The organism is Planococcus sp. ISL-109 (assembly GCF_018613655.1).
Classification (GTDB): Bacteria; Bacillota; Bacilli; order Bacillales_A; family Planococcaceae; genus Planococcus.
In genome coordinates, this window is sequence record NZ_JAGGPW010000004.1 from 375493 (window position 1) to 397656 (window position 22164).

A 22164-nucleotide genomic window follows, 5' to 3' on the forward strand; every position below is an offset into this window, starting at 1 on the left:
GAATAGAAATGGTAATCCGCGACATTGTAAAAAACCCGAATAAAGTATTAGAAACACCGTGCAACACCGTCACTGAATTCGACAAGGAATTGGCAGTACTGCTGGATGATATGCATGAAACAATGGTCGAAGCGGACGGCGTCGGCATTGCCGCTCCACAAGTGGGCGTCTTGCTCCGCGTCGCAATCGTCGATTTTCAGGAAGGGCAAGACCCGATTGAAATGATCAATCCGGAACTCGTTTTGTTTGAAGGAGCGGAAACCGATATTGAAGGCTGCTTGAGCTTCCCTGGAATTTTCGGTGAAGTGGAACGCCACGGCCGCATTAAAATCAAAGCGCAAGAACGCGACGGAGCATGGTACGAGCTGGAAGCTGAAGGCTACGAAGCACGCGCAATCCTCCACGAAATGGATCATTTGGACGGAGTGTTGTTCACGAGCAAAATCGAGAGGTACGTGACACAGGAAGAATTGGATGAGATGATCCGCCAACAGGAAGAGGAGGATTTGCTTTGACCAAAATTGTTTTCATGGGAACGCCGGCATTTTCTGCGCCGATTTTACGGATGCTTGTAGAAGAGGGGCATGAAGTTGTATCGGTCGTCACCCAGCCGGATCGTCCTGTCGGCAGGAAGAAAATCCTGACGCCGACACCGGTGAAAGAACAAGCGCTAGCACTCGGGTTGCCGGTCTATCAGCCGGAAAAGTTGAAGGACCCGGAGCAAGCCCAAAAGATTCTGGATTTGCAGCCGGATTTAATCGTGACGGCCGCTTTCGGACAGATCTTGCCCACAGCCGTACTTGAAGCGCCGAAGCTTGGCGCCATTAATGTTCACGCATCTTTGCTGCCGGAATACCGTGGAGGCGCGCCCATTCATCAGGCGATCATCGACGGCAAACAACAGACCGGTGTGACGATCATGTATATGGTCGATCGCTTGGATGCCGGGGATATCATTTCGCAAACAACGGTGCCGATCGAAGAAGCGGACCATACCGGCAGCATGTTCGAAAAACTCAGTGCTGCAGGAATGGAATTATTGAAAGAAACTTTGCCGTCGATCATCGACGGGACGAATGCGCGGATTCCACAAGATGAAGAACGGGTCTCTTTCGCACGCAATATTTCGAGGGACCAGGAGCGTCTCGACTGGAACAAATCAGCACGCGATCTGTATAACCAAGTGCGCGGACTGCACCCCTGGCCTGTAGCCTTTACTTCATTAGACAGAACCAACGTGAAAATCTGGCGTGCGGAAATCGCCGATTCGGTCAAAACCGCAGAACCCGGTGAAGTGCTTGAACTCACAGAAGATGCTATCATCGTCCAAACTGGTGAAGGGGCGCTTGCCATCAAGGAGCTGCAGCCAGCCGGCAAAAAACGCATGACGGCACAGGATTATTTGCGCGGACCGAAATTACAGGCAGGAGACCGATTCGAATGAAAAACAAAAAAATCCACGGCAATGTGAGGGATGCGGCATTGTCGATTCTGTATGCGGTAGAAAATAAACAAGCCTACAGCAATCTGCTGTTGAATAAAACGATGGACAGCTATGGCATTTCTGCGAAAAACAAAGGGTTGCTTACAGAAATCACTTATGGGACGCTGCAGCATCAAATGACTTTGGATTATTATTTAAAACCGTTTATCAAAGGGAAAATCGACCCATGGGTGCGGACACTGTTGCGTTTGTCGCTTTACCAAATCATTTATTTGGATCGGATTCCGTTTCACGCAGTCATCAATGAAGCGGTGGAAATCGCAAAGCGCCGGGGACACGGGGGCATCGCTTCTGCCGTCAACGGCATTTTGCGCTCGGTTCAGCGCGAAGGCGTCCGGTCGTATAACGAAATAGCCGATCCGATCGAGAAGATATCCATCGAAACGAGCCATCCGGTATGGATGATCAAACGCTGGTCCGAACAATTCGGCATGGAAAAAGCCCGAGAAATGGCACTCGAGAACAATAAAGCACCATTGCAGACGGTGCGTGTCAATACTGTCAAAGCGTCAACGGAACAAGTGATCGAAATGCTCGAGTCAGAAGGGCTGACGGCAGAGCCGAGCAAAATCATTCCGGAATGTCTCATCGTGACCGGTGGGCAGCCGGTGCGATCGCAAGCTTTTGAAAAAGGCTTTATCACTATCCAGGATGAGAGTTCCATGTTGCCGGCCTATGCGCTTCAGGTCGAACCTGGCATGACGGTTCTCGATATGTGCGCCGCGCCAGGAGGGAAAACGACCCATATTGCCGAAAAGTTGGAAGGCACAGGGAAAGTGCTGGCGATGGATTTGCATCCCCATAAAGTGAAATTAATCGAAGAAACGGCTGCAAGGCTCGGCCATCAGCACATTGAAACGATTGTCGGGGATGGCAGGGAAAGCGCCGCACGATTCGGCGAAGAGCAATTCGACCGTATTTTAGTGGATGCACCTTGCAGTGGACTTGGCGTAATCAAGCGCAAGCCGGATATTAAATATACGAAAACGCCGGATGATTTCGGCCGCCTGCAGACCATCCAATTGGCGCTGCTGGATGAAGCGGCCAAGTTGTTGAAGCCCGGTGGCATTGTCGTCTACAGCACGTGTACCGTCGATACCGAAGAAAACCGGGGAACGGCCGAACAGTTTATGAAGGCGCATCCGGAAATGGAGCAGATTCCGTCCGCATTGCCGCCAGCTTTCAAAGGTAAAGGGCAAGGTTTTGTCCAAGTTTTCCCACAGGATTTCGGGAGTGACGGGTTTTTCGTCGCAAGCTTTAAAAAAAGCACTGGCAATCATAATGCCGGAAGTTAAAAAGCGGGGTGTACACTATTGTTTCAGTATGTAATTGAAAGTGATACCGGCAGAAAACGGGAAGTCAATGAAGATTGTGTCGCAGTACTCAATCGTCCGAACGGTTTATTGCTGGCGCTTGTCGCCGATGGCATGGGCGGACATAACGCAGGGGATGTTGCAAGCCGGGTAACGGTGGATGAACTCAGCCGCAAATTTCTGGAAGCGGATGACGCGGCATTTGAAACTGCCGAAGCCAGAAAAGCATGGCTGTCAGAGCGGATTTTGGAAGTGAACCGTTATGTTTATGAGCATGCGGTAAATCATATCGAATGCAAAGGAATGGGCACGACGCTAATCGCTGCGTTGATTGACGGGGAAGATTGCGTGCTTTGCCACATCGGCGATAGCCGGGTTTACCTCATCGATTCCTCGGTCAGACTAATGACGCGGGACCATTCGTATGTGAATGTGTTGGTCGATAACGGCGAAATTACTCAGCAGCAAGCAGAAGACCATCCGAAGAAAAACTGGATTATGCGCTCACTCGGCACAGAACCAGAGATAGAACGTGAGATGCACCGATTTTCTCTTGCGGGAATTCCTTATTTGCTAATATGCACAGACGGGTTGAGCAATAAATTGAGTGAACATGAAATTTCCTCCATTGTTCGTTCACAAGCTTCGCTGGCACAAAAAGGCAAAGCATTGATCAGACTGGCCAATGAGCACGGCGGAGAAGATAATATCTCATTTGTATTGATGAAGCCGCGCGGTGAGGAGGTATAGCGATGTTGATTGGTAAAAGAATTAATGGTCGTTATAAAGTCCTCGAAGCAATCGGCAGCGGTGGCATGTCCAATGTGTATTTGGCGCACGATATGATCCTTGACCGGGATGTGGCGATTAAGGTGTTGCGCTATGATTTTTCAAATGAAGAAGAATTGCGGCGCCGTTTCCAGCGGGAAGCTCTATCTACCACCAGCCTTGACCACCCGAACATCGTCACTATTTTTGACGTTGGGGAAGAAAATGCGTTGCCTTATCTCGTCATGGAGTATGTGCCGGGGGATACGCTGAAAGAATACATCATTAAACATTCCCCAGTCGAGCCGGAACGCGCCGTGGAAATTATGAAGCAGTTGGCTTCAGCGCTAGCGCATGCCCACCACAATCACATCGTCCACCGGGATATTAAACCGCAAAACGTCCTTGTAGATGGAGAGGGCAATGTCAAAATTTCGGATTTCGGTATAGCGATGGCATTAAGCGCCACTTCCTATACGCAGACGAACTCGGTTCTCGGGACAGTACATTACTTATCTCCAGAACAAGCTCGGGGGGGCACAGCCAATAAAAAGTCCGATATTTACTCACTTGGGATCGTCATGTTTGAATTATTGACGGGTAGATTGCCGTTTTCCGGCGAATCAGCAGTGGCGATTGCGTTAAAGCATCTGCAGACAGAAACGCCTTCCCTGAAAGAGATTGTCCCCAGCCTCCCGCAAAGTTTGGAGAACATCGTTTTAAAAGCAACTACTAAAAACCCGCAATACCGCTATGCATCAGCTGATGAAATGGCGGAAGATCTGTCGACCGCGCTCTCTCCGGAACGGTTAAACGAACCGAAGTTTGCGGTTCCCATCGACGAAGGGGAAACCCGTGCTATGCCCGCCATCAAAGACAGCGGCGCGTATGAGCAAGCGGATGCGACGAAAACGGTGGAACTGCCAAAAGCCGAAAAAACTCCACCTGTAAAGCCATTAAAGAAAAAGGAACGGAAAAAACTTCCGATTATTCTCGGCATTTTTGGCGCATTGCTCCTTGCTGGGCTGATTATAGCGATTGCATTCCCAGGATTGTTTGAAGCGAGGCAAGTAGCGGTGCCGGATGTTTCGGGCATGGAACGCGCTGAGGCACAAGAAGAGCTGATGGCTGCTGGATTTATTATCGAAGAAGAGACAGAGGAATTTTCAGAAGAAGTGGAAGCGGACCATATTATTCGCACGATTCCAGAAGCTGGGAAAATGCGCGATCGTGAAAGCGGCATCAGTTTATTTGTCAGTGCTGGCAAAGAAACCGCTGAATTCGGCGATTATGTCGGCACTTCACTCGAACAGGCACAGCGCATGCTCGAGTCAGCGAATTATGCCCCGGCCGATTCTCAGGAAGAATTTTCGGATGAAGCGACTGGCACCATTTTAAGCCAAAGTCCAGAAGCTGGAACCGAAGTCGTCATTAGTGATACTGAAGTCGCGTTTGTTGTCAGCAAAGGCAAGGACATGCGGGAAGTGTCGGATTTAAGCGGATTCGGGGAATCTGAATTGAACGAATACGCCCGTTCTTCAGGATTCAATATCCGGATTGTACGTGAAGAAACATCCGAAACGGTAGAAGAAGGATTGGTCTTGTCGCAAAACGTCGCTAGCGGAGAGATGCTCGAAGTGGGCAGCACGATTGAGGTGGTTCTTTCTTCAGGGGGTGCTGAACTCCCCGTGAAGACGTATGTTGAAACGGTGGAAATTCCGTATGAACCGGCTGAACCTGCAGAAGAAGGGGAAGACCCGGTCGAACAGACAATCCGCATTTATATCCAGGACCAAAACCAGAGCATGGTGGAGCCGGTCGAAGAATTCACTATCACGGAAACGACTGAGCACCAGATTGAAATGCAAATTGTTGAAGATGCGAGCGCTTCTTACCGAATTGTCCGAGATGCGACCATCATTCTGGAAAATACCGTAGAATACGAGAACGTCGATTAAGCGAGTTGAAAATAAAGAATAAGGGGTGGTGCTATGCCGAAAGGTCAGATTCGAAAGGCGTTAAGCGGATTTTATTATGTGCTGGATGAAGATGGAGAGCGTTACACGCAATGCCGCGGGCGCGGAATATTCCGCAACCGCCAAATTACGCCGCTCGTTGGGGATTTTGTGGAGTATAAAGCGGACAACGAACGCGAAGGAACCATACTCGAAATCGAAGAACGGAAAAATGAACTTGTGCGGCCGCCGATCGCCAATATCGATCAAGCGATCTTGGTATTTTCGGCAAAGCAGCCGGATTTCCACCCGCTGCTGTTGGACCGTTTTCTTGTCGCTGTCGAATCGTTCAATATCCGGCCGGTCATTTGCTTGACGAAAATGGATTTAGTACCTGATAATGAGCGTGCAGCACTTGACCGCTACACAGAGGATTACCGGAATATCGGGTATGAAGTCATCGAAACATATAAAGACGATCCCACGCTGCAAGAGCGGCTTATGCCGGTTCTTGAAGGAAAAACAAGCGTGCTAGCCGGCCAATCCGGAGTCGGCAAATCGACGCTTCTGAATACGATTTTGCCTTCGCTGAAATTGAAGACCGATGATATCTCGCAGGCGTTAAACCGCGGAAAACATACAACGCGCCATGTGGAATTGATCGACGTGAACGGCGGACTGCTTGCGGATACGCCGGGATTCAGCTCGTTTGATTTTGATCAACTGGAAAAAGAGGAACTGTCGGCATGCTTCCCGGAAATGGAACAGCGCTCAGGCGCATGCAAATTCCGCGAATGTTTGCATTTGAACGAACCGAAATGCGCCATCAAACAAGCGGTGGAAACTGGGGAAATCCCTGCTTACCGCCACAAGCACTATTTGAAGTTTTTGGAAGAAATTATGAATCGAAAGCCGAGGTATTCACATGATTAAAATTGCACCGTCCATACTAGCAGCTGATTTTGCCAAACTCGGACAAGAAGTACAAGAAGTCGAAAAAGCAGGCGCCGATTGGATCCATATTGATGTCATGGATGGCCATTTTGTACCGAACATCACGATGGGGCCCATCGTCGTCGGTGCGCTTCGCCCGTTAACGAAGCTTCCGCTCGATGTCCATTTGATGATTGAAAATCCGGACCGTTATATTGAAGATTTTGCAAAAGCGGGAGCGGATTATATTACGGTCCACGTCGAAGCGTGCCCGCATCTTCACCGTACGATTCAATTGATCCGTTCATTTGGCGTCAAGCCTGGCGTCGTATTGAATCCACATACACCGGTCGAAACGATCCAGCACGTTCTGGAAGATATCGATTTGGTGTTGTTTATGACCGTCAATCCAGGGTTTGGCGGCCAGAAGTTTATTCATTCGGTGGTGCCGAAAGTCGCGCAATTGGCGGCGATGGTTAAAGAACGAGGCTTGTCGGTTGATATTCAGATCGATGGCGGCATCAACGAAGAAACAATTGTTCCGTGTGCAAAAGCGGGAGCAAATGTATTTGTCGCTGGATCCGCTATTTTTAGTAAAGAAGATCGTGCGCTCGCTTTACAGGCCATCAAACAAGCGGGTCAAGGGGCATTTTCGTGATTGTCGTTCTAACAGCAGGAGGTCCGGTAGATGAATTGCCGGACCTTTCACTCTATAAAGATGCGGTTCATATCGGAGTGGATGCAGGAGTCGTCACGCTTCTCGGCCAATGCATTGAGCCGTTAGAAGCGATTGGGGATTTTGATTCGGTGTCGGATGATGAGTATGAACAAATTCGTGCGGGCTTCCCTTCACTTGAACGGTCTCCGGCGGATAAAGACGAATCCGATACGGAACTCGCCTTAGAAAAAGCCATGCATTACCGTCCGGAGACGGTCATCATTACAGGTGTGACAGGCGGGCGCCTGGACCATTACATGGCGGCGTTGCATATTGTTTTCGCTTATCAAAGGCGCTATCCGGATGTCGAATTTCTCGTTTTGAACAAACAAAACCGCATCCGCTTCATGGAGCCTGGGGAATTCCAAATGGAACCCGACCCGGCATACGACTTCGTATCGTTTTATCCGTTTGCGGAACAAGTAAGCGGCTTGACTATAGAAGGTTTTAAATACACGGTGCAAGATGAGGAAATTCCGTTCGGTTCGACGCGCTTTATCAGCAATGAATTGTCGGAGTGTGGAACCGTGAAATTTACGGGCGGCCATTTGATTATCATCGAAAGTTCCGATTGAACGCACGAAAAAATGCCAGGCTGACATTTGTCAGCCTGGCATTTTTCATGAGCGTTTAGACGCGCTCAACTTTTCCTGATTTCATTGCTCTCGCGGAAACCCATACACGTTTCGGCTTGCCGTCTACAAGGATACGAACTTTTTGAAGGTTTGCTCCCCATGTACGTTTTGTCGAGTTCAACGCGTGTGAACGGCTGTTTCCTGCACGAGCTTTACGTCCAGATACTGCACATACTTTTGGCATGTAAGTCCCTCCTCACAAGTGAAGCTGAAAATTATAATAGAATTTCAGTTCATTTTTCGTTCCACATACTTTAATAATTTACCATAGAAAAAAGAGGTGCGCAAGTGAAATTCACCCCCTTTAAAGAAAAAAACCTTTACACACCAAAACGGCGGCTTTTCTTATAAAGGGCTTTGATGTAGAATGAAAAGAGTGAAATAGGACTCGAGGAGGAATTTTAATGTCGATTGAGTTGAATAACGAATATGGTCAAATCGATATTTCCAATGATGTGATAGCTCAAATAGCCGGCGGTGCTGCGATCGAATGCTACGGAATCGTAGGGATGGCAACAAAACACCAAATCCGTGACGGCCTGACCGATATTCTCCGCAAAGAGAATTTCGCCAAAGGAGTCCTTGTGCGCCAAGACGATGGCGATTTTGTTATTGATATGTACGTAATCATCAGCTACGGAACAAAAATTTCGGAAGTGGCATATCAAGTCCAGTCCAAAGTGAAATATACGATTACTAAAACATTGGGTATGCCGGTAAAAGCGGTAAACATTTATGTCCAGGGCGTTCGTGTTACGAACCCGTAATGAGGAGGAAAAGTCGGTTATGAAGTCATTAAACGGAGTGAAATTCGCGGAAATGGTGCAGATGGGTTCGCATCACCTGTTCCAGAATGCGGATTATGTAGATGCATTGAACGTCTTCCCGGTGCCTGACGGCGATACAGGGACGAATATGAATTTATCGATGACATCCGGTGCTAAAGAAACACAAGCCCATGTCCAAGAACATATAGGCAAAACAGCAAGCGCTTTATCGAAAGGATTATTGATGGGCGCGCGCGGCAACTCGGGTGTCATCTTGTCCCAATTATTCCGTGGCTTCGGAAAATTCATCGCGGATGAGTCCGAACTTTCGGCAAAGAAATTGGCGGAAGGCTTGCAGCACGGCGTCGAGACAGCTTATAAGGCGGTCATGAAGCCTGTAGAAGGTACAATTTTGACCGTCGCCAAAGATTCAGCAGCGAAAGGCATGAGCCTTGCTGAAAGTGAAGAAGATATTATCCTCTTGTTTGAAGCGGTTGTCACGGAAGCGAAAGCTTCTCTTGAGCGCACACCGGACTTGTTGCCGGTGTTGAAGGAAGTCGGCGTCGTAGACAGCGGCGGGCAAGGGCTCGTCTTTGTTTACGAAGGGTTCCTTGCTGCCTTGAAAGGTGAAGCCTTGCCGGAAAAACATGCGGATAACTCAATGGATGAACTGGTCAGCGCGGAGCACCATAAAAACATCGCCGGCTTTATGAATACGGAAGATATCGAGTTCGGTTATTGCACCGAATTCATGGTCAAGTTTGAAGACGGCAAACGCTCATTCAATGAAGCCGAATTCCGGACGGATCTTAGTAATTACGGGGATTCCCTATTGGTCATTTCCGATGAAGAAATCGCAAAAATCCATATCCACTCCGAAGAGCCCGGAAAAGTCCTTACATACGGCCAGGAATACGGAAGCCTGATCAGCATGAAGATCGAAAACATGCGCCAGCAGCATACCGACCTTGTCGGCGAAGGCCATAAAAAAGCACCGGTTGCTGAAAAAACGAAGCACCCGTATGCTATCGTGACGGTCGCAATGGGTGAAGGCGTGGCAGAATTACTCCGCTCAATCGGTGCTTCCTACGTCATTGAAGGCGGCCAGACGATGAATCCTTCTACAGAAGACATCGTCAATGCGGTCCGCTCGATCGGCGCAGAGCGCGTGCTGATCCTGCCGAACAATAAAAACATTATCATGGCAGCTGAACAAGCGGCCGAACTGCTTGATATCGAAGCGGCAGTTGTGCCGACAAAAGACGTTCCTCAAGGAATGTCTGCTCTTTTGGCATTTAATCCAGAAGCGCCGGTCAGCGAAAACCGCAATGCGATGAGCGAGGCTATCAAGCATGTCAAGTCGGGTTCTGTAACTTTTGCGGTGCGCGACACGTCAATTGACGGAATCACCATCAAGAAAGACGATTTCATGGGCATTTCCGAAGGTAAAATCGTGGTTTCCGATATGAGTCTAGAGCATGTGACGGAAGAGCTTTGCAGAAGAATTGTAGATGCCGATGCTGAAATCGTCACGATCCTTTTCGGAGAAGACGTCACCAAAGCGGATGCTGAAAAACTCGGTTCTTTCATTGAATCTTTGAACGAAGAAGTTGAAGTAGAGATTCATAATGGCAAACAGCCGCTGTATCCGTATATTTTAGCAGTTGAATAAGAAATGGCGGAGGTCCGGGAACTAGATACCGGACCTCCGGTTTTTTTTTGTCAAAATAGGAAAGTTGGCGGGCTATTATGATTCCCCGATAGAAATCCCTTTAAATGAAAATAGCTGAAAAAGCACAGTGTCATGACAATGTATGCGCTTTATTATCTTTGTTTGTTGCGGGTTTTTCGTGTAAAATAAAGCTATACGAAGTGGAAAGTGAGGGGTTTGGGCATGAAGTTCAAATCTGTTTTTGATATAATCGGTCCGGTTATGATCGGGCCATCATCGTCGCATACGGCAGGAGCTGCCCGTATCGGCAGAGTGGCACGCGACCTGTTTGGCAGTCAGCCTTCATGGGCGAAGATCCATTTGTATGGATCTTTTGCAGAAACGTATAAAGGGCATTCGACCGATGTCGCGATTGTCGGCGGATTGCTGGACTATGATACATTCGATGAACGCATTAAAACTTCATTCGACGAAGCGGAAAAGCTCGGCATGAAATTCGAGTTTATTCCGGAAACAGGCAATGTCGATCATCCGAATACGGCGCGCGTCGTCATCGGCGATGATGAGTCGGAAATGTCGATGGTGGGCATTTCCATCGGTGGGGGAAAAATTGAAATTACGGAATTGAATGGTTTTCCGCTCAGGTTATCCGGTAACCACCCGGCGATTCTCGTCGTCCACGACGACCGCTCGGGGTGCATCGCGAATGTAGCAAATTGTTTGTATAAGTACGATATCAATATCGGCCATATGGAAGTTTCCCGGAAAGAGCGCGGGGACATGGCGTTGATGGTCATCGAAGTCGATCAAAACGTCGGGAAGCCAGTGATGGATGAGCTGCGGGAATTGCCGAATATCACGCAAGTGACACGAATCGCCGACTGAATTGGAGGTAAGGAAAATGGATGTTTTATTCCGAAATGTAAGGGAATTGGTCGAGCGGGCGGAACAGGAAGGCAAGCTCATCTCTGAAATCATGATCGAGCAGGAGATCCTCATAACCGACCGTTCGCGTGAAGATATCATGCAGCAGATGGACCGCAATTTGACGGTCATGGAAGAAGCTGTGGAAAAAGGGCTGAAGGGTGTGCATTCCGTGTCCGGATTGACCGGGGGCGATGCGGTCCTGCTGCAGAAATACATGGAGCAAGGAAATAGCCTGTCCGGCGATTTGTTGCTCGATGCGGTCAGTAAAGCCGTTGCCACCAATGAAGTGAATGCCGCGATGGGCACGATTTGTGCAACACCTACAGCGGGTTCTGCAGGTGTCGTGCCGGGAACTTTGTTTGCGGTGCAAAATAAGTTGAATCCGACGCGTGAGCAAATGATCCGTTATCTTTTTACTTCAGGTGCATTCGGTTTTGTCGTTGCTAACAATGCATCGATTTCCGGTGCGGCTGGCGGTTGCCAGGCGGAAGTCGGGTCTGCTGCAGCGATGGCTTCTGCTGCAATCATTGAAATGGCAGGAGGCACGCCTCAGCAAAGTTCAGAAGCATTTGCCATCACCATGAAAAACATGCTCGGTCTCGTATGCGACCCTGTGGCGGGGCTCGTAGAAGTACCGTGTGTCAAACGCAACGCAATGGGCGCGGCCAATGCGGTTGTAGCCGCCGATATGGCGCTCGCTGGAGTGACAAGCCGCATTCCGTGCGACGAAGTCATCAGCGCGATGTTCGAAATCGGGCAAGCGATGCCTAGCGCGTTCCGCGAAACGGCAAAAGGCGGACTCGCGGCAACGCCGACCGGCAAATGGCTCGAAGCGAAAATCTTCGGCGGATCGGTAGTCGGCAGTGGACAATAAATCTCCGGTCTCTTCTTTGAAAGGGGTCGGCAAGCAAGCAGCTGAAACCTTGCGGGACATGAAAATCGAGACGGTAGAAGACTTGATCATGACATTCCCGTATCGCCATGAGGATTTTCAGTTGAAGGATTTGGCGGAAACGCCCCATAATGAACGTGTAACGGTGGAGGGAAGGGTCGAAAGTGAACCTTCCGTCCTTTTTTTAGGGAAAAACAAATCCCGGACAACGGTAAGCGTCCTTGTTGGACGCCATCTCATCAAAGCCGTGTTCTTTAACCAGCACTACGTGAAAACTAAACTGCAGATCGGAGCCGTCATCAGCCTGACCGGCAAATGGGACCGCGGACGGCAGTTGATTACCGTTTCGAGCCATTCGATCGGCCCGCGGACGGACGGTGCGGATTTTGAACCGGTCTATAGCTTGAAAGGTGCGATGCACCAGAAAACCTTCCGCAAACTGATGCGCCAAGGACTCGACGCGACAAAAGGCGAGTTGATCGATTGCTTGCCCGATTCGCTTTGTCGGGAATATCAATTGTTGCCGTTTGAAGAAGCGCTCGAAACCGTCCATTTCCCTGCAGACGGTGAGGCGCTGAAACAAGCGCGCCGCCGGTTTGTCTATGAGGAGTTATTGCTGTTTCAGCTTAAGATGCAAGCACTGCGCAAGAAAAACCGTGAAGCCGAAGGCGGTTCGTTCATCGATTACGACCTACCTCGTTTGAAGGCATTTATCGAGGCGCTGCCGTTTGATTTGACGAGCGCACAAAAGCGGGTCGTCAATGAAATTTGCCGTGATATGAAAGAGCCGTTCCGCATGAACCGGCTGCTTCAGGGAGACGTGGGGTCTGGGAAAACTGTCGTGGCGGCAATTTCTTTATATGCGGCGGTGACGGCTGAAAAACAGGGTGCGCTCATGGCGCCGACCGAAATCCTTGCGGAACAGCACGCCAATACACTTGAAGAATGGTTCCGTCCGTTTGGTGTCAATGTCGCCTTATTGACAGGTTCCGTCAAAGGCAAAAAACGCAAGGAAGTGTTAAAGCGTTTAGCCGCCAAGGAAATCGACATCCTCATCGGCACACACGCGCTGATTCAGCCGGAAGTCCTATTCAGTAATTTAGGGCTAGTCATCACCGATGAACAACACCGCTTCGGCGTGGACCAGCGCCGCGTCTTAAAAGACAAAGCTTTAAATCCTGATGTCTTGTTCATGACGGCGACGCCAATCCCAAGAACGCTCGCGATATCAACGTTCGGGGAAATGGACGTTTCGGTTATCGATGAAATGCCTGCCGGACGGAAAGAGATCGAAACGTATTGGATGAAAAAAGAAATGTTCGGCAAAATCGTCGGCCGGATGGAAAAAGAGCTCCAGGCCGGCCGCCAGGCTTATGTCATCGCGCCGCTGATCGAAGAATCCGAAACTTTGGAATACCAAAATGCGGTGGAACTGTATCAGCAGTTGACGGTTTATTTTGATGGGCGCCACAAGGTTGGCCTTATGCATGGCCGCTTGCATTCGGATGAGAAAGAACAGACGATGCGCGAGTTTGCGGAAGGGCACATTGCTGTGCTCGTTTCCACCACGGTCGTTGAAGTCGGCGTCAACGTCCCGAATGCGTCATTCATGCTAATCTACGACGCCGAACGCTTCGGTTTGTCGCAGCTCCATCAATTGCGTGGCCGCGTCGGTCGAGGCAGCGAGCAGTCGTATTGCGTGCTGCTCGCAGATCCGAAAACCGAAATCGGCAAAGAGCGCATGAACTCGATGACCGAAACAAATGACGGCTTTATCCTTGCCGAAAAAGACTTGGAGCTGCGCGGGCCGGGGGACTTTTTCGGCCGTAAGCAAAGCGGGATCCCTGAGTTCCGCATGGCAGATCTTGTCCATGACTATCGTGCGCTCGAAGCGGCTAGAAAAGATGCTGAAGCATTAATTGCGCGCGAGTCGTTTTGGACCTCAGAAGAAACAAAATGCCTTCGTTCGATGCTGCAAAGTTCAGGCGTGCTCGAAGGCGGCAGGCTTGATTAGAATGCAGGGATAGCGATTTTCCTTGCATTCTTTTTTTGTTGTTTATATACTCATATTAGTACCAAGTGCTAATAGCGGGCGGTGACATAGTGAGGAAACCTAAAAAAGAGCGGCAGCAAGCGCTGAAAGCGTCGATCAAAGACAATCCGTTTGTGACGGATGAAGAGCTGTCGGCGGAATTCGGTGTCAGCGTCCAAACGATTCGGCTCGACCGTATGGAGCTTTCGATACCGGAACTCCGGGAACGCATTAAACATGTAGCCGAAAAAACCTTCGGCGATGAAGTGAAATCACTGCCGATCGATGAAGTGATCGGTGAAATTATCGACATAGAATTAGACAATAAAGCCATATCGATTTTTGATGTAAAGCCGGAACATGTCTTTCAGCGAAATCGAATTGCCAGAGGCCACCACTTATTCGCACAGGCGAATTCGTTAGCGGTGGCGGTAATGAACGAAGAGTTGGCACTGACGGTGAAATCCGAGCTGCAATTTCTGAAGCCGGTCAAGGCCGGGCAACGAATCGTCGCGAAAGCACAAGTGACGGACCGCCAGCCGCAAAAGAACCGGGCATTCGTGAAAGTGGTGTCAACGGTCGATCAGGCCGTAGTTTTTATCGGGACATTTGAAATGTACCGCATGACTGAACAAAGTGAAGGTGACAATTCGTGAAAATAGCTATTGATGCAATGGGCGGCGATAATGCCCCAAAAGAAATCATTGAAGGCGTCAAAAAAGCGCTCGAAGCGTTTGAAGACGTAGAAATTCTGCTTTACGGACAGCAGGAGAAAATCAATGAATACATAACTGAGCATGACCGCCTGACAATCATCCACTGCGCTGAAGTGATCGAATCAGAAGATGATCCAGTCCGTTCTGTGCGGCGCAAAAAAGACGCTTCAATGGTCCGCATGGCCGAAGCCGTTAAAAAAGGAACTGCCGACGCGGCAGTATCCGCCGGCAATACAGGCGCCCTCATGTCCGCTGGATTGTTCATTGTTGGACGCATTGAAGGGGTGGAGCGCCCGGCGCTGGCACCGACCTTGCCGACAGTCGACGGCAAAGGATTCCTTATGCTCGACTTAGGTGCGAATGCCGATGCCAAGCCGGAGCATCTCGTTCAATACGCGATTATGGGCAGCATTTATGCCGAAAAAGTTCGGGGCATCGAAAACCCGACGGTCGGTTTATTGAATATTGGAACCGAAGAAAAAAAAGGCAATGAACTGACCAAAACGGCTTTTCCACTGCTTCAGCAGGCGCCGGTGAATTTCATCGGCAATGTCGAGTCACGCGATCTTTTGAACGGCGCGGCGGATGTTGTTGTCACTGACGGATTCACCGGCAATATGGTCTTGAAGACGATCGAAGGAACGGCGATGAATGTTTTTGCCATGATCAAAGACGTCTTCATGTCGTCTGCAAAAACCAAATTTGCGGCGATGCTCGTGAAAAATGATTTGAGCGCGTTAAAAGGCATGCTAGATTACAGCGAATACGGCGGAGCCGGGTTGTTCGGCTTGAAAGCGCCGGTTATCAAAGCGCATGGTTCATCCAACGGTACGGCTTTTTATAACGCCATCCGTCAAGCGCGCACGATGGTCGAATATGATGTAGCCGGTAAGATTTACAGCACATTGAAGGAGGAACAAACTTCATGAGGAAGCAGATCGCATTTATATACCCAGGGCAAGGGTCCCAAACGGTAGGCATGGGCGAAAGCTTCCTGGAAGATGATAAGAGCCGCCAGTTTTTCGAAAGCGCCGATCAAGTGATGGAAATGAGCTTGTCGAAATTGATGCTGGAAGGCCCACAAGAAGAGCTGACTTTGACGTATCACGCGCAACCGGCGCTATTGACGGTCAGTTCCATGATTACGGAGCGGCTCATGCGCGCAGGAATACGTCCTGATTATACAGCCGGGCATAGCTTAGGTGAATACAGCGCACTCGTCGCTTCAAACGTCATGGAATTTCCGAAGGCGGTGGACGTGGTTCATAAGCGCGGGCTTTTCATGAACGAAGCAGTGCCGGCTGGGGAAGGTACGATGGCCGCGATCTTAGGCATGAGCAGTGATGAGTTGGAAAAAGTTACGAATGAAGTGACCGACAGCACAGGAGTCGTTCAATTGGCCAACTTGAACTGTCCAGGGCAAATCGTCATTTCCGGAACGAAGGCCGGCGTCGAACAAGCTTGCCTATTGGCGAAAGAGCGCGGCGCGAAACGCGCCATCCCGCTTGATGTCAGCGGGCCGTTCCATTCCGAGTTGATGCGCTCGGCATCCCAAGACTTGGCGAAAGTATTGAGCGAATCATTTCTGCTCAATGCGAACATTCCTGTGGTCACGAACGTCAAAGCGGAGCCGGAAACAAATGCTGCGCAAATTCAGGATTTCCTCGTGCACCAGCTTTATTCTCCGGTGTTGTGGGAACAATCTGTTCGCCGCATGATTGACCTCGGCGTAACAGTTTTTGTCGAAATCGGCCCCGGCAAAGTGCTGAGCGGCTTAGTGAAAAAAATCGATCGTTCGGTGACAACAATTCCCGTCTATGATCTGGAATCGTTCGAGAAAGCGGTAGAGGAGTTGACAGAATGAGCAAATTAACGGGGAAAACAGCTATTATTACAGGAGCATCCCGCGGCATCGGCGCAGCCATCGCCCGCCGCTTTGCTGAACAAGGCGCGAATATTGTCGTCAATTACAGTGGCAGCCAAGAAAAAGCGGAAGCGGTGGTTCGGGAAATCGAGCAGACAGGTGGAAAAGCGATTGCTGTCAAAGCAAACGTAGCGGATGCAGTTGCCGTAAAAGCGATGATAGATGCTGCGATGGAACGATTCGGTTCTATCGACATCCTGGTCAATAACGCCGGCATCACGCGCGACAACTTGATGATGCGCATGAAAGAAGACGAGTGGGATGATGTCATCAACACCAATCTAAAAGGCGTTTTCCTTTGTACAAAAGCTGTAACGCGCCAAATGATGAAACAGCGTCACGGGCGCATCGTCAATATTGCGTCTATCGTCGGCGTCATGGGCAATGCGGGCCAGGCGAATTACGTAGCCGCTAAAGCGGGAGTTATCGGCTTGACGAAAACGACGGCAAGAGAACTTGCGAGCCGCGGCATTACAGCGAACGCTGTAGCCCCTGGCTTCATCACAACCGATATGACAGAGAAGCTCGGCGAAGACGTGCAAGCGAGCATGCTGTCGCAAATTCCGCTTGCCCGCTTCGGCGCGCCGGAAGATGTGGCGAATGCCGCATTGTTTTTGGCTTCCGATGAAGCGAGTTATGTGACGGGCCAAACTTTGAACTTGGATGGCGGCATGGTCATGTAGAGCATTATTAGGTATACTCATTTGAGGGGAGGTGACGACATTGTCAACAGTATTGGAACGTGTAACCAAAGTAATCGTAGATCGTCTTGGTGTGGAAGAAAGCGAAGTGAAACCTGAAGCATCTTTCACGAACGACCTAGGGGCGGATTCATTGGATGTAGTGGAATTGGTCATGGAACTTGAAGACGAATTCGACATGGAAATTTCTGATGAAGATGCAGAAGGTATGTCGACAGTAGGCGACGCAGTAACTTACATTGAAAAAAAACAAGCTTAAGTAATATATTGGGAATGATCCCAGCTTGATAGCAATTAAAATTGACGCGCAGCCCAGCTGTGCGTCAATTCTCTTTTTGCACAATACCCGGAAAACAGGTAAAATCAACAAGAGAACAGTAGAGGAAGGCAGATAATCATGGCGATGAACCGAAAACCAAAGCAAGCCAAGCAGATGGCGTTGAAAGACAGTGCCAAACAAGCATTTGAACAACTGCAAAAAGAGTTGGATATTCAATTTGAAAAACCTGCCCTTCTGCAGCAGGCGTTTACCCATTCATCTTATGTGAATGAGCATCGAAGAAGACATTTCACAGACAACGAACGCCTGGAGTTTTTAGGCGATGCCGTTTTGGAATTGTCCGTATCGCATTTTCTCTATATGAAATATCCCGAAATGGCTGAAGGGGAACTGACGAAGCTGCGCGCATCGATCGTCTGCGAACCGTCACTCGTCTTATTTGCCAACGAACTCAATTTGGGCAGGTATATTTTGCTCGGTAAAGGTGAGGAGCTGACTGGCGGCAGAACGCGTCCAGCACTGCTTGCGGATGTCTTCGAATCATTCGTCGGGGCATTGTACTTGGACCAGGGCCTTGAAAAGGTCGTCGCCTTTTTAGAGGTTGTGTTATTTCCAAAAGTGGAAATCGGTGCTTTTTCGCATGCGATGGATTACAAAAGCCAATTGCAGGAACTGGTGCAGCAGAAAAATACAGGTGTTTTAAGTTATGAAATCATCGAAGAAAAGGGTCCTGCACATAGCCGCATCTTCGTTACACGTGTTTCCTTGGGTGACTTGGAACTGGGTGTTGGCGAAGGGCGTTCCAAAAAAGAGGCAGAGCAGAAAGCAGCGCAGCTCGCTATTCGTAAATTGCAGGAAACAGCGGAGGATTGAACATGTTTTTGAAAAGATTGGAAGTTATTGGATTTAAATCTTTTGCCGACCGGGTCGGCATTGATTTTGTCCCGGGCGTCACTGCCGTTGTCGGGCCAAATGGCAGCGGTAAAAGCAATGTAACGGATGCTATACGTTGGGTACTTGGTGAGCAATCAGCCAAATCGCTGCGGGGCGCAAAAATGGAAGACGTGATTTTTGCCGGCAGCGAGTCGAGGAAAGCGCTGAATTTCGCAGAAGTGACCCTCACATTGGATAATACCGATGGCAAAGCCCCTCTCGATTACAGCGAAATCAGCGTAACGAGAAGGGTTTTTCGTAGTGGAGAAAGCGCTTATTTGTTGAATAAGCAAGCTTGCCGTTTAAAAGATATCACCGATTTATTTATGGACTCAGGGCTCGGGAAAGAAGCTTTTTCCATTATTTCACAAGGTCGTGTGGACGAAATTCTGAACAGTAAAGCGGACGAGCGGCGCTCAATATTCGAGGAAGCGGCGGGCGTTTTAAAATACAAGCAGCGCAAGCGCAAAGCGGAATTCAAGCTGAACGAAACCGATGAAAACCTGAACCGGGTGCTGGATATTTTGCATGAACTCGACGGCCGCATGGAACCGCTTCAAATCCAGGCATCCACAGCACGTGATTATCTGGACATGAGCGCTCAATTAAAAGATGCGGATATCGCATTGTTGGCACATGATGCGAATGCTTTAACAGCAGAGCTATCGAACTTAGTGGGCGAAGCACAGCAACTAACAGAAAAAGAACGGCAGTTGGCTGCGGAAATAGCCGACAGCGAACAAAACATCTCGGCGACAAGGCGATCGGTTCAAGCACAGGATGCTGAAATCGATGCAGCACAAGCAGTGCTCGTGGAAGCGAGTTCCGAGTCGGAGAAATGGGAAGGCCGCAAATTGCTCATGTCTGAGAAAAAGAACAATGCGGACCGGCAACGCCAAGGGTTGGAAGAGTCGATCAAAGCCGAGCGTGAGCAAGCAAAAAAGCTCCAGCAGAGACGCACAGAGCAGACAGCTTTATTGAATCAACAGAAAGTTGAGCAGCAACAAGTACGGAAATCCATCCAACAGTTGGAAACCCAATTGAATCTGACGCCTGCGGATATCGACAATGAAATTGAATCGAAGAAATCCGTTTATATCGAATTGATGAATGAACAAGCGGGCTTGAAAAATGAATTGAAAAACATCGACTTCCAGGAACAGCAAATGGCCGAGTCGAGCGGGCGGGTTGTCGCGCAAGAAGAAGCGTTCGCCAGAGAACTGGCGCGCTTGGTGAAGGAAAAGCAAGAGGCGAAACTGGCGTATGAGGAAATGCATGCAGATCTGGACAATAAACGCCAGCGCTTCAAGCAACAAGAAGCGCAATATAAACAATTGTCTGAGGGCTATGACAACAAGCAATCGCTATTGTTCCAGGCGTACCAATCGCATAAACAGCTGACCGCGCGCATCGAGACTTTACAGGACTTGGAAGCGGATTATTCGGGCTTTTTCCACGGTGTCCGGGAAGTTTTACAGGCAAGAGAGCGGCAGGAGTTAAGCGGAATCATCGGAGCCGTCGCTGAACTGGCAGACGTTCATCAAACATACGCAAAAGCGATTGAAACCGCGTTCGGGGCAGCGAGCCAGCATATCGTGACGGATGATGAGAAAAGCGCGAGCGAAGCGATCCGCTTTCTTCGCAACAAACGTGCCGGCCGCTCGACGTTCCTGCCGATGACCGTCATGAAAGCAAGACATATTCCGCAGCAAGTTGTGCAGTCGGTGTCTGCGCATCCGGCATTTGTGGATATCGCAGCAGAACTAGTCAGTTATGATGAACAATATGCCATGATTTTTAAAAACTTGCTCGGCAATGTCGTCGTCGCAAAAGATTTAAACGGTGCGACGGCGATCGCGAAAGCAATCAGCCACCGTTACCGCGTCGTGACTTTAGACGGCGATGTCATCAATGCCGGCGGTTCCATGACTGGAGGCGCGACAAAAAACCAGGCGTCTTTCTTTACACGGAAAGCTGAACTCGAGCAATTGCAGAAACAAGCCGTGGAGCTTCAGCAAACCATTGAGGATGCTGAAAGGAAAGTGCATAATTTGCAATTGCGCGCCGAAACGGCAAAAGAACAACTTGAACAGCTCCGGGCAGAAGGTGAGCGCTACCGCGAATTAGAAGCGGAAAGCGCCATTCATCTGCGTGAAATTGAGGCAGTGTGGAAAACGACAGGCAATCGCTTTACCTTGTTTCGCGCTGAACAGCAATCGAAACAGGATCTGTCTGGGCTCACTGAGAGGAAACAATCGGCGGCCCAGCGAATGGATGCCGTCGCACTCGAGCTTGCAAGCTTAACTGCGGAAATTGAAGAGCTGACCGGTTTCAAACAGCAAAAAGAAACTGCACGGGATGAGCTGCTTGCGAAACTTGCAGAGCACAAGTCGGATTTGGCGGTTCGCAAAGAGCGCATCCAACAGCTCACTTCCCAGACAGCGGAATTGCTCGAGCGTGAGGCTAGCAGTGTCGCGAGGTTCGGTAACTTGGAGCGCGAGCTGGCATGGATTCAGTCGGAGGAAGCTGCAAAAAGCTATTCGGATGAAGAAATCAAAGCGGAAATCACACGCTGGGCAAATGCGCGGCAAGTAGCTAAAAAAACCATTGAATCTGCACGGGATGAGCGCTACAAGCTGCAACAAGCACTCGATACCCTTGAAGCGCAACTACGTGAACAAAGCCGCATCCATAAAGGTTTCACGGAAGCGGTGCGCATTTGCGAAGTGAAAGCGACACGACTGGAAGTTCAATTGCAAGGGCTGCTGGGACAACTTGAAGACCATTACGAAATGGATCTTGAAGCGGCCAGCAGCTATCCTTTGGAAGACGAGGAAGCGGCTGTCAGAAAGCAAGTGAAGCTTCTCAAACAATCGATTGATGAGCTTGGAACCGTCAATATCGGGGCCATCGAAGAATTTGAACATGTAGCGGAACGCCACCGTTTCTTAAGTGAACAGCGTGAAGATTTAAACGAAGCAAAAGACACACTACGCACTTTGATTGAAGAGATGGACGAAGAAATGACTTTGCGCTTCGATGAAACCTTCCATGCGATACGCAGCCATTTCCGTGTTGTGTTCCGTGAGTTGTTCGGCGGAGGCTCAGCCGATCTCGTCCTGACCAATCCATCAGATCTGCTTTTGACAGGAGTCGACATCATCGCACAGCCTCCCGGCAAAAAGCTGCAGAACTTAAGTTTATTATCCGGTGGAGAGCGTGCGCTTACCGCGATTGCATTGCTTTTTGCAATTTTGAAAGTGCGCCCCGTACCATTTTGTGTGCTTGATGAAGTCGAGGCGGCGCTTGATGAATCAAACGTCATGCGTTACAGTCAGTACTTGAAAAAATTCAGTGAAGACACCCAGTTCATCGTCATTACGCACCGTAAAGGAACGATGGAAGGTGCGGATGTATTATACGGCATCACGATGCAGGAATCCGGCATTTCCAAGTTGGTATCCGTGAAATTGCAGGAAGACATCAAATAAGGA

General features: G+C 49.5%; 21 protein-coding genes. 20 read left to right on the top strand and 1 reads right to left on the bottom strand.

Going from position 1 to position 22164, the window contains the following annotated elements:
• Positions 1-8 precede the first annotated feature (8 nt).
• The 8 genes from def to J7E21_RS03700 are packed head-to-tail and all read left to right on the top strand — an operon-like array spanning position 9 to position 7766.
• Complete coding sequence (gene def / locus J7E21_RS03665; RefSeq protein WP_215104844.1) at positions 9-515, top strand: peptide deformylase; 507 nt, start codon at positions 9-11, stop codon at positions 513-515.
• Positions 512-1444, top strand: coding sequence for a methionyl-tRNA formyltransferase (gene fmt / locus J7E21_RS03670; protein WP_215104846.1), 933 nt, complete (start codon positions 512-514; stop codon positions 1442-1444). Before def ends, fmt begins: the two co-directional genes overlap by 4 nt.
• Entirely contained in the window at positions 1441-2799 is a 1359-nt protein-coding gene (rsmB, locus tag J7E21_RS03675) for a 16S rRNA (cytosine(967)-C(5))-methyltransferase RsmB (RefSeq protein ID WP_215104848.1), read from the top strand. Before fmt ends, rsmB begins: the two co-directional genes overlap by 4 nt.
• A gap of 18 nt (positions 2800-2817) precedes the next feature.
• Positions 2818-3567 carry a Stp1/IreP family PP2C-type Ser/Thr phosphatase gene (locus J7E21_RS03680; protein WP_215104850.1) on the top strand — a complete coding sequence of 250 codons (750 nt, stop codon included), beginning with the start codon at positions 2818-2820 and terminating at the stop codon, positions 3565-3567.
• Positions 3568-3569: 2 nt separating this feature from the next.
• The gene (pknB, locus tag J7E21_RS03685) at positions 3570-5543 is read left to right on the top strand and encodes a Stk1 family PASTA domain-containing Ser/Thr kinase (RefSeq protein WP_215104852.1); all 1974 of its coding nucleotides are present in this window, start codon (positions 3570-3572) and stop codon (positions 5541-5543) included.
• 33 nt (positions 5544-5576) lie between these two features.
• Positions 5577-6473, top strand: coding sequence for a ribosome small subunit-dependent GTPase A (gene rsgA, locus J7E21_RS03690; RefSeq protein ID WP_215104854.1), 897 nt, complete (start codon positions 5577-5579; stop codon positions 6471-6473).
• Positions 6466-7131, top strand: coding sequence for a ribulose-phosphate 3-epimerase (gene rpe / locus J7E21_RS03695; RefSeq protein ID WP_215104856.1), 666 nt, complete (start codon positions 6466-6468; stop codon positions 7129-7131). Before rsgA ends, rpe begins: the two co-directional genes overlap by 8 nt.
• On the top strand, positions 7128-7766 hold the full coding sequence (locus tag J7E21_RS03700; protein ID WP_215104858.1) for a thiamine diphosphokinase: 639 nt from the start codon (positions 7128-7130) through the stop codon (positions 7764-7766). The genes rpe and J7E21_RS03700 overlap by 4 nt, the downstream gene beginning before the upstream one ends.
• A gap of 55 nt (positions 7767-7821) precedes the next feature.
• Here J7E21_RS03700 and rpmB read toward each other — a convergent pair whose 3' ends face one another.
• Positions 7822-8010, bottom strand: coding sequence for a 50S ribosomal protein L28 (gene rpmB, locus J7E21_RS03705; RefSeq protein ID WP_215104860.1), 189 nt, complete (start codon positions 8008-8010; stop codon positions 7822-7824).
• 220 nt (positions 8011-8230) lie between these two features.
• Between rpmB and J7E21_RS03710 the strand changes: the two genes are divergently transcribed.
• The 12 genes from J7E21_RS03710 (at position 8231) to smc (ending at position 22161) form a co-directional block, all read left to right on the top strand.
• Positions 8231-8593, top strand: coding sequence for an Asp23/Gls24 family envelope stress response protein (locus tag J7E21_RS03710; protein WP_215104862.1), 363 nt, complete (start codon positions 8231-8233; stop codon positions 8591-8593).
• 19 nt (positions 8594-8612) lie between these two features.
• Positions 8613-10265, top strand: coding sequence for a DAK2 domain-containing protein (locus J7E21_RS03715; protein WP_215104865.1), 1653 nt, complete (start codon positions 8613-8615; stop codon positions 10263-10265).
• Between the two features lie 222 nt (positions 10266-10487).
• Positions 10488-11150: an L-serine ammonia-lyase, iron-sulfur-dependent subunit beta gene (gene sdaAB, locus J7E21_RS03720; protein WP_215104867.1), complete on the top strand. Its 663-nt coding sequence runs from the start codon at positions 10488-10490 to the stop codon at positions 11148-11150.
• A gap of 16 nt (positions 11151-11166) precedes the next feature.
• Complete coding sequence (sdaAA, locus tag J7E21_RS03725; protein WP_215104869.1) at positions 11167-12066, top strand: L-serine ammonia-lyase, iron-sulfur-dependent, subunit alpha; 900 nt, start codon at positions 11167-11169, stop codon at positions 12064-12066.
• Entirely contained in the window at positions 12056-14098 is a 2043-nt protein-coding gene (gene recG, locus J7E21_RS03730; RefSeq protein ID WP_215104871.1) for an ATP-dependent DNA helicase RecG, read from the top strand. The genes sdaAA and recG overlap by 11 nt, the downstream gene beginning before the upstream one ends.
• An 89-nt stretch (positions 14099-14187) precedes the next feature.
• The gene (fapR, locus tag J7E21_RS03735; RefSeq protein ID WP_215104873.1) at positions 14188-14772 is read left to right on the top strand and encodes a transcription factor FapR; all 585 of its coding nucleotides are present in this window, start codon (positions 14188-14190) and stop codon (positions 14770-14772) included.
• Positions 14769-15761 carry a phosphate acyltransferase PlsX gene (gene plsX, locus J7E21_RS03740; protein WP_215104875.1) on the top strand — a complete coding sequence of 331 codons (993 nt, stop codon included), beginning with the start codon at positions 14769-14771 and terminating at the stop codon, positions 15759-15761. Before fapR ends, plsX begins: the two co-directional genes overlap by 4 nt.
• Positions 15758-16696, top strand: a complete 939-nt coding sequence (gene fabD / locus J7E21_RS03745) for an ACP S-malonyltransferase (protein ID WP_215104877.1) — start codon at positions 15758-15760, stop codon at positions 16694-16696. The genes plsX and fabD overlap by 4 nt, the downstream gene beginning before the upstream one ends.
• Entirely contained in the window at positions 16693-17439 is a 747-nt protein-coding gene (fabG, locus tag J7E21_RS03750) for a 3-oxoacyl-[acyl-carrier-protein] reductase (RefSeq protein WP_215104879.1), read from the top strand. Before fabD ends, fabG begins: the two co-directional genes overlap by 4 nt.
• 40 nt (positions 17440-17479) lie before the next feature.
• The gene (locus tag J7E21_RS03755) at positions 17480-17716 is read left to right on the top strand and encodes an acyl carrier protein (RefSeq protein WP_058383561.1); all 237 of its coding nucleotides are present in this window, start codon (positions 17480-17482) and stop codon (positions 17714-17716) included.
• Between the two features lie 138 nt (positions 17717-17854).
• Positions 17855-18610 carry a ribonuclease III gene (rnc, locus tag J7E21_RS03760; protein ID WP_483313475.1) on the top strand — a complete coding sequence of 252 codons (756 nt, stop codon included), beginning with the start codon at positions 17855-17857 and terminating at the stop codon, positions 18608-18610.
• A 2-nt stretch (positions 18611-18612) separates the two neighbouring features.
• Complete coding sequence (smc, locus tag J7E21_RS03765) at positions 18613-22161, top strand: chromosome segregation protein SMC (RefSeq protein WP_215104881.1); 3549 nt, start codon at positions 18613-18615, stop codon at positions 22159-22161.
• The last annotated feature ends 3 nt before the right edge of the window (positions 22162-22164 follow it).

Bases quoted from the DNA above. Each gene is read 5' to 3' on its own strand.
- def (WP_215104844.1), top strand. From the start codon at position 9: ATGGTAATCCGCGACATTGTAAAAAACCCGAATAAAGTATTAGAAACA.
- rsmB (WP_215104848.1), top strand. From the start codon at position 1,441: ATGAAAAACAAAAAAATCCACGGCAATGTGAGGGATGCGGCATTGTCG.
- pknB (WP_215104852.1), top strand. From the start codon at position 3,570: ATGTTGATTGGTAAAAGAATTAATGGTCGTTATAAAGTCCTCGAAGCA.
- rsgA (WP_215104854.1), top strand. From the start codon at position 5,577: ATGCCGAAAGGTCAGATTCGAAAGGCGTTAAGCGGATTTTATTATGTG.
- rpe (WP_215104856.1), top strand. From the start codon at position 6,466: ATGATTAAAATTGCACCGTCCATACTAGCAGCTGATTTTGCCAAACTC.
- rpmB (WP_215104860.1), bottom strand. From the start codon at position 8,010: ATGCCAAAAGTATGTGCAGTATCTGGACGTAAAGCTCGTGCAGGAAAC.
- J7E21_RS03710 (WP_215104862.1), top strand. From the start codon at position 8,231: ATGTCGATTGAGTTGAATAACGAATATGGTCAAATCGATATTTCCAAT.
- J7E21_RS03715 (WP_215104865.1), top strand. From the start codon at position 8,613: ATGAAGTCATTAAACGGAGTGAAATTCGCGGAAATGGTGCAGATGGGT.
- sdaAB (WP_215104867.1), top strand. From the start codon at position 10,488: ATGAAGTTCAAATCTGTTTTTGATATAATCGGTCCGGTTATGATCGGG.
- sdaAA (WP_215104869.1), top strand. From the start codon at position 11,167: ATGGATGTTTTATTCCGAAATGTAAGGGAATTGGTCGAGCGGGCGGAA.
- fabD (WP_215104877.1), top strand. From the start codon at position 15,758: ATGAGGAAGCAGATCGCATTTATATACCCAGGGCAAGGGTCCCAAACG.
- fabG (WP_215104879.1), top strand. From the start codon at position 16,693: ATGAGCAAATTAACGGGGAAAACAGCTATTATTACAGGAGCATCCCGC.
- rnc (WP_483313475.1), top strand. From the start codon at position 17,855: ATGGCGATGAACCGAAAACCAAAGCAAGCCAAGCAGATGGCGTTGAAA.
- smc (WP_215104881.1), top strand. From the start codon at position 18,613: ATGTTTTTGAAAAGATTGGAAGTTATTGGATTTAAATCTTTTGCCGAC.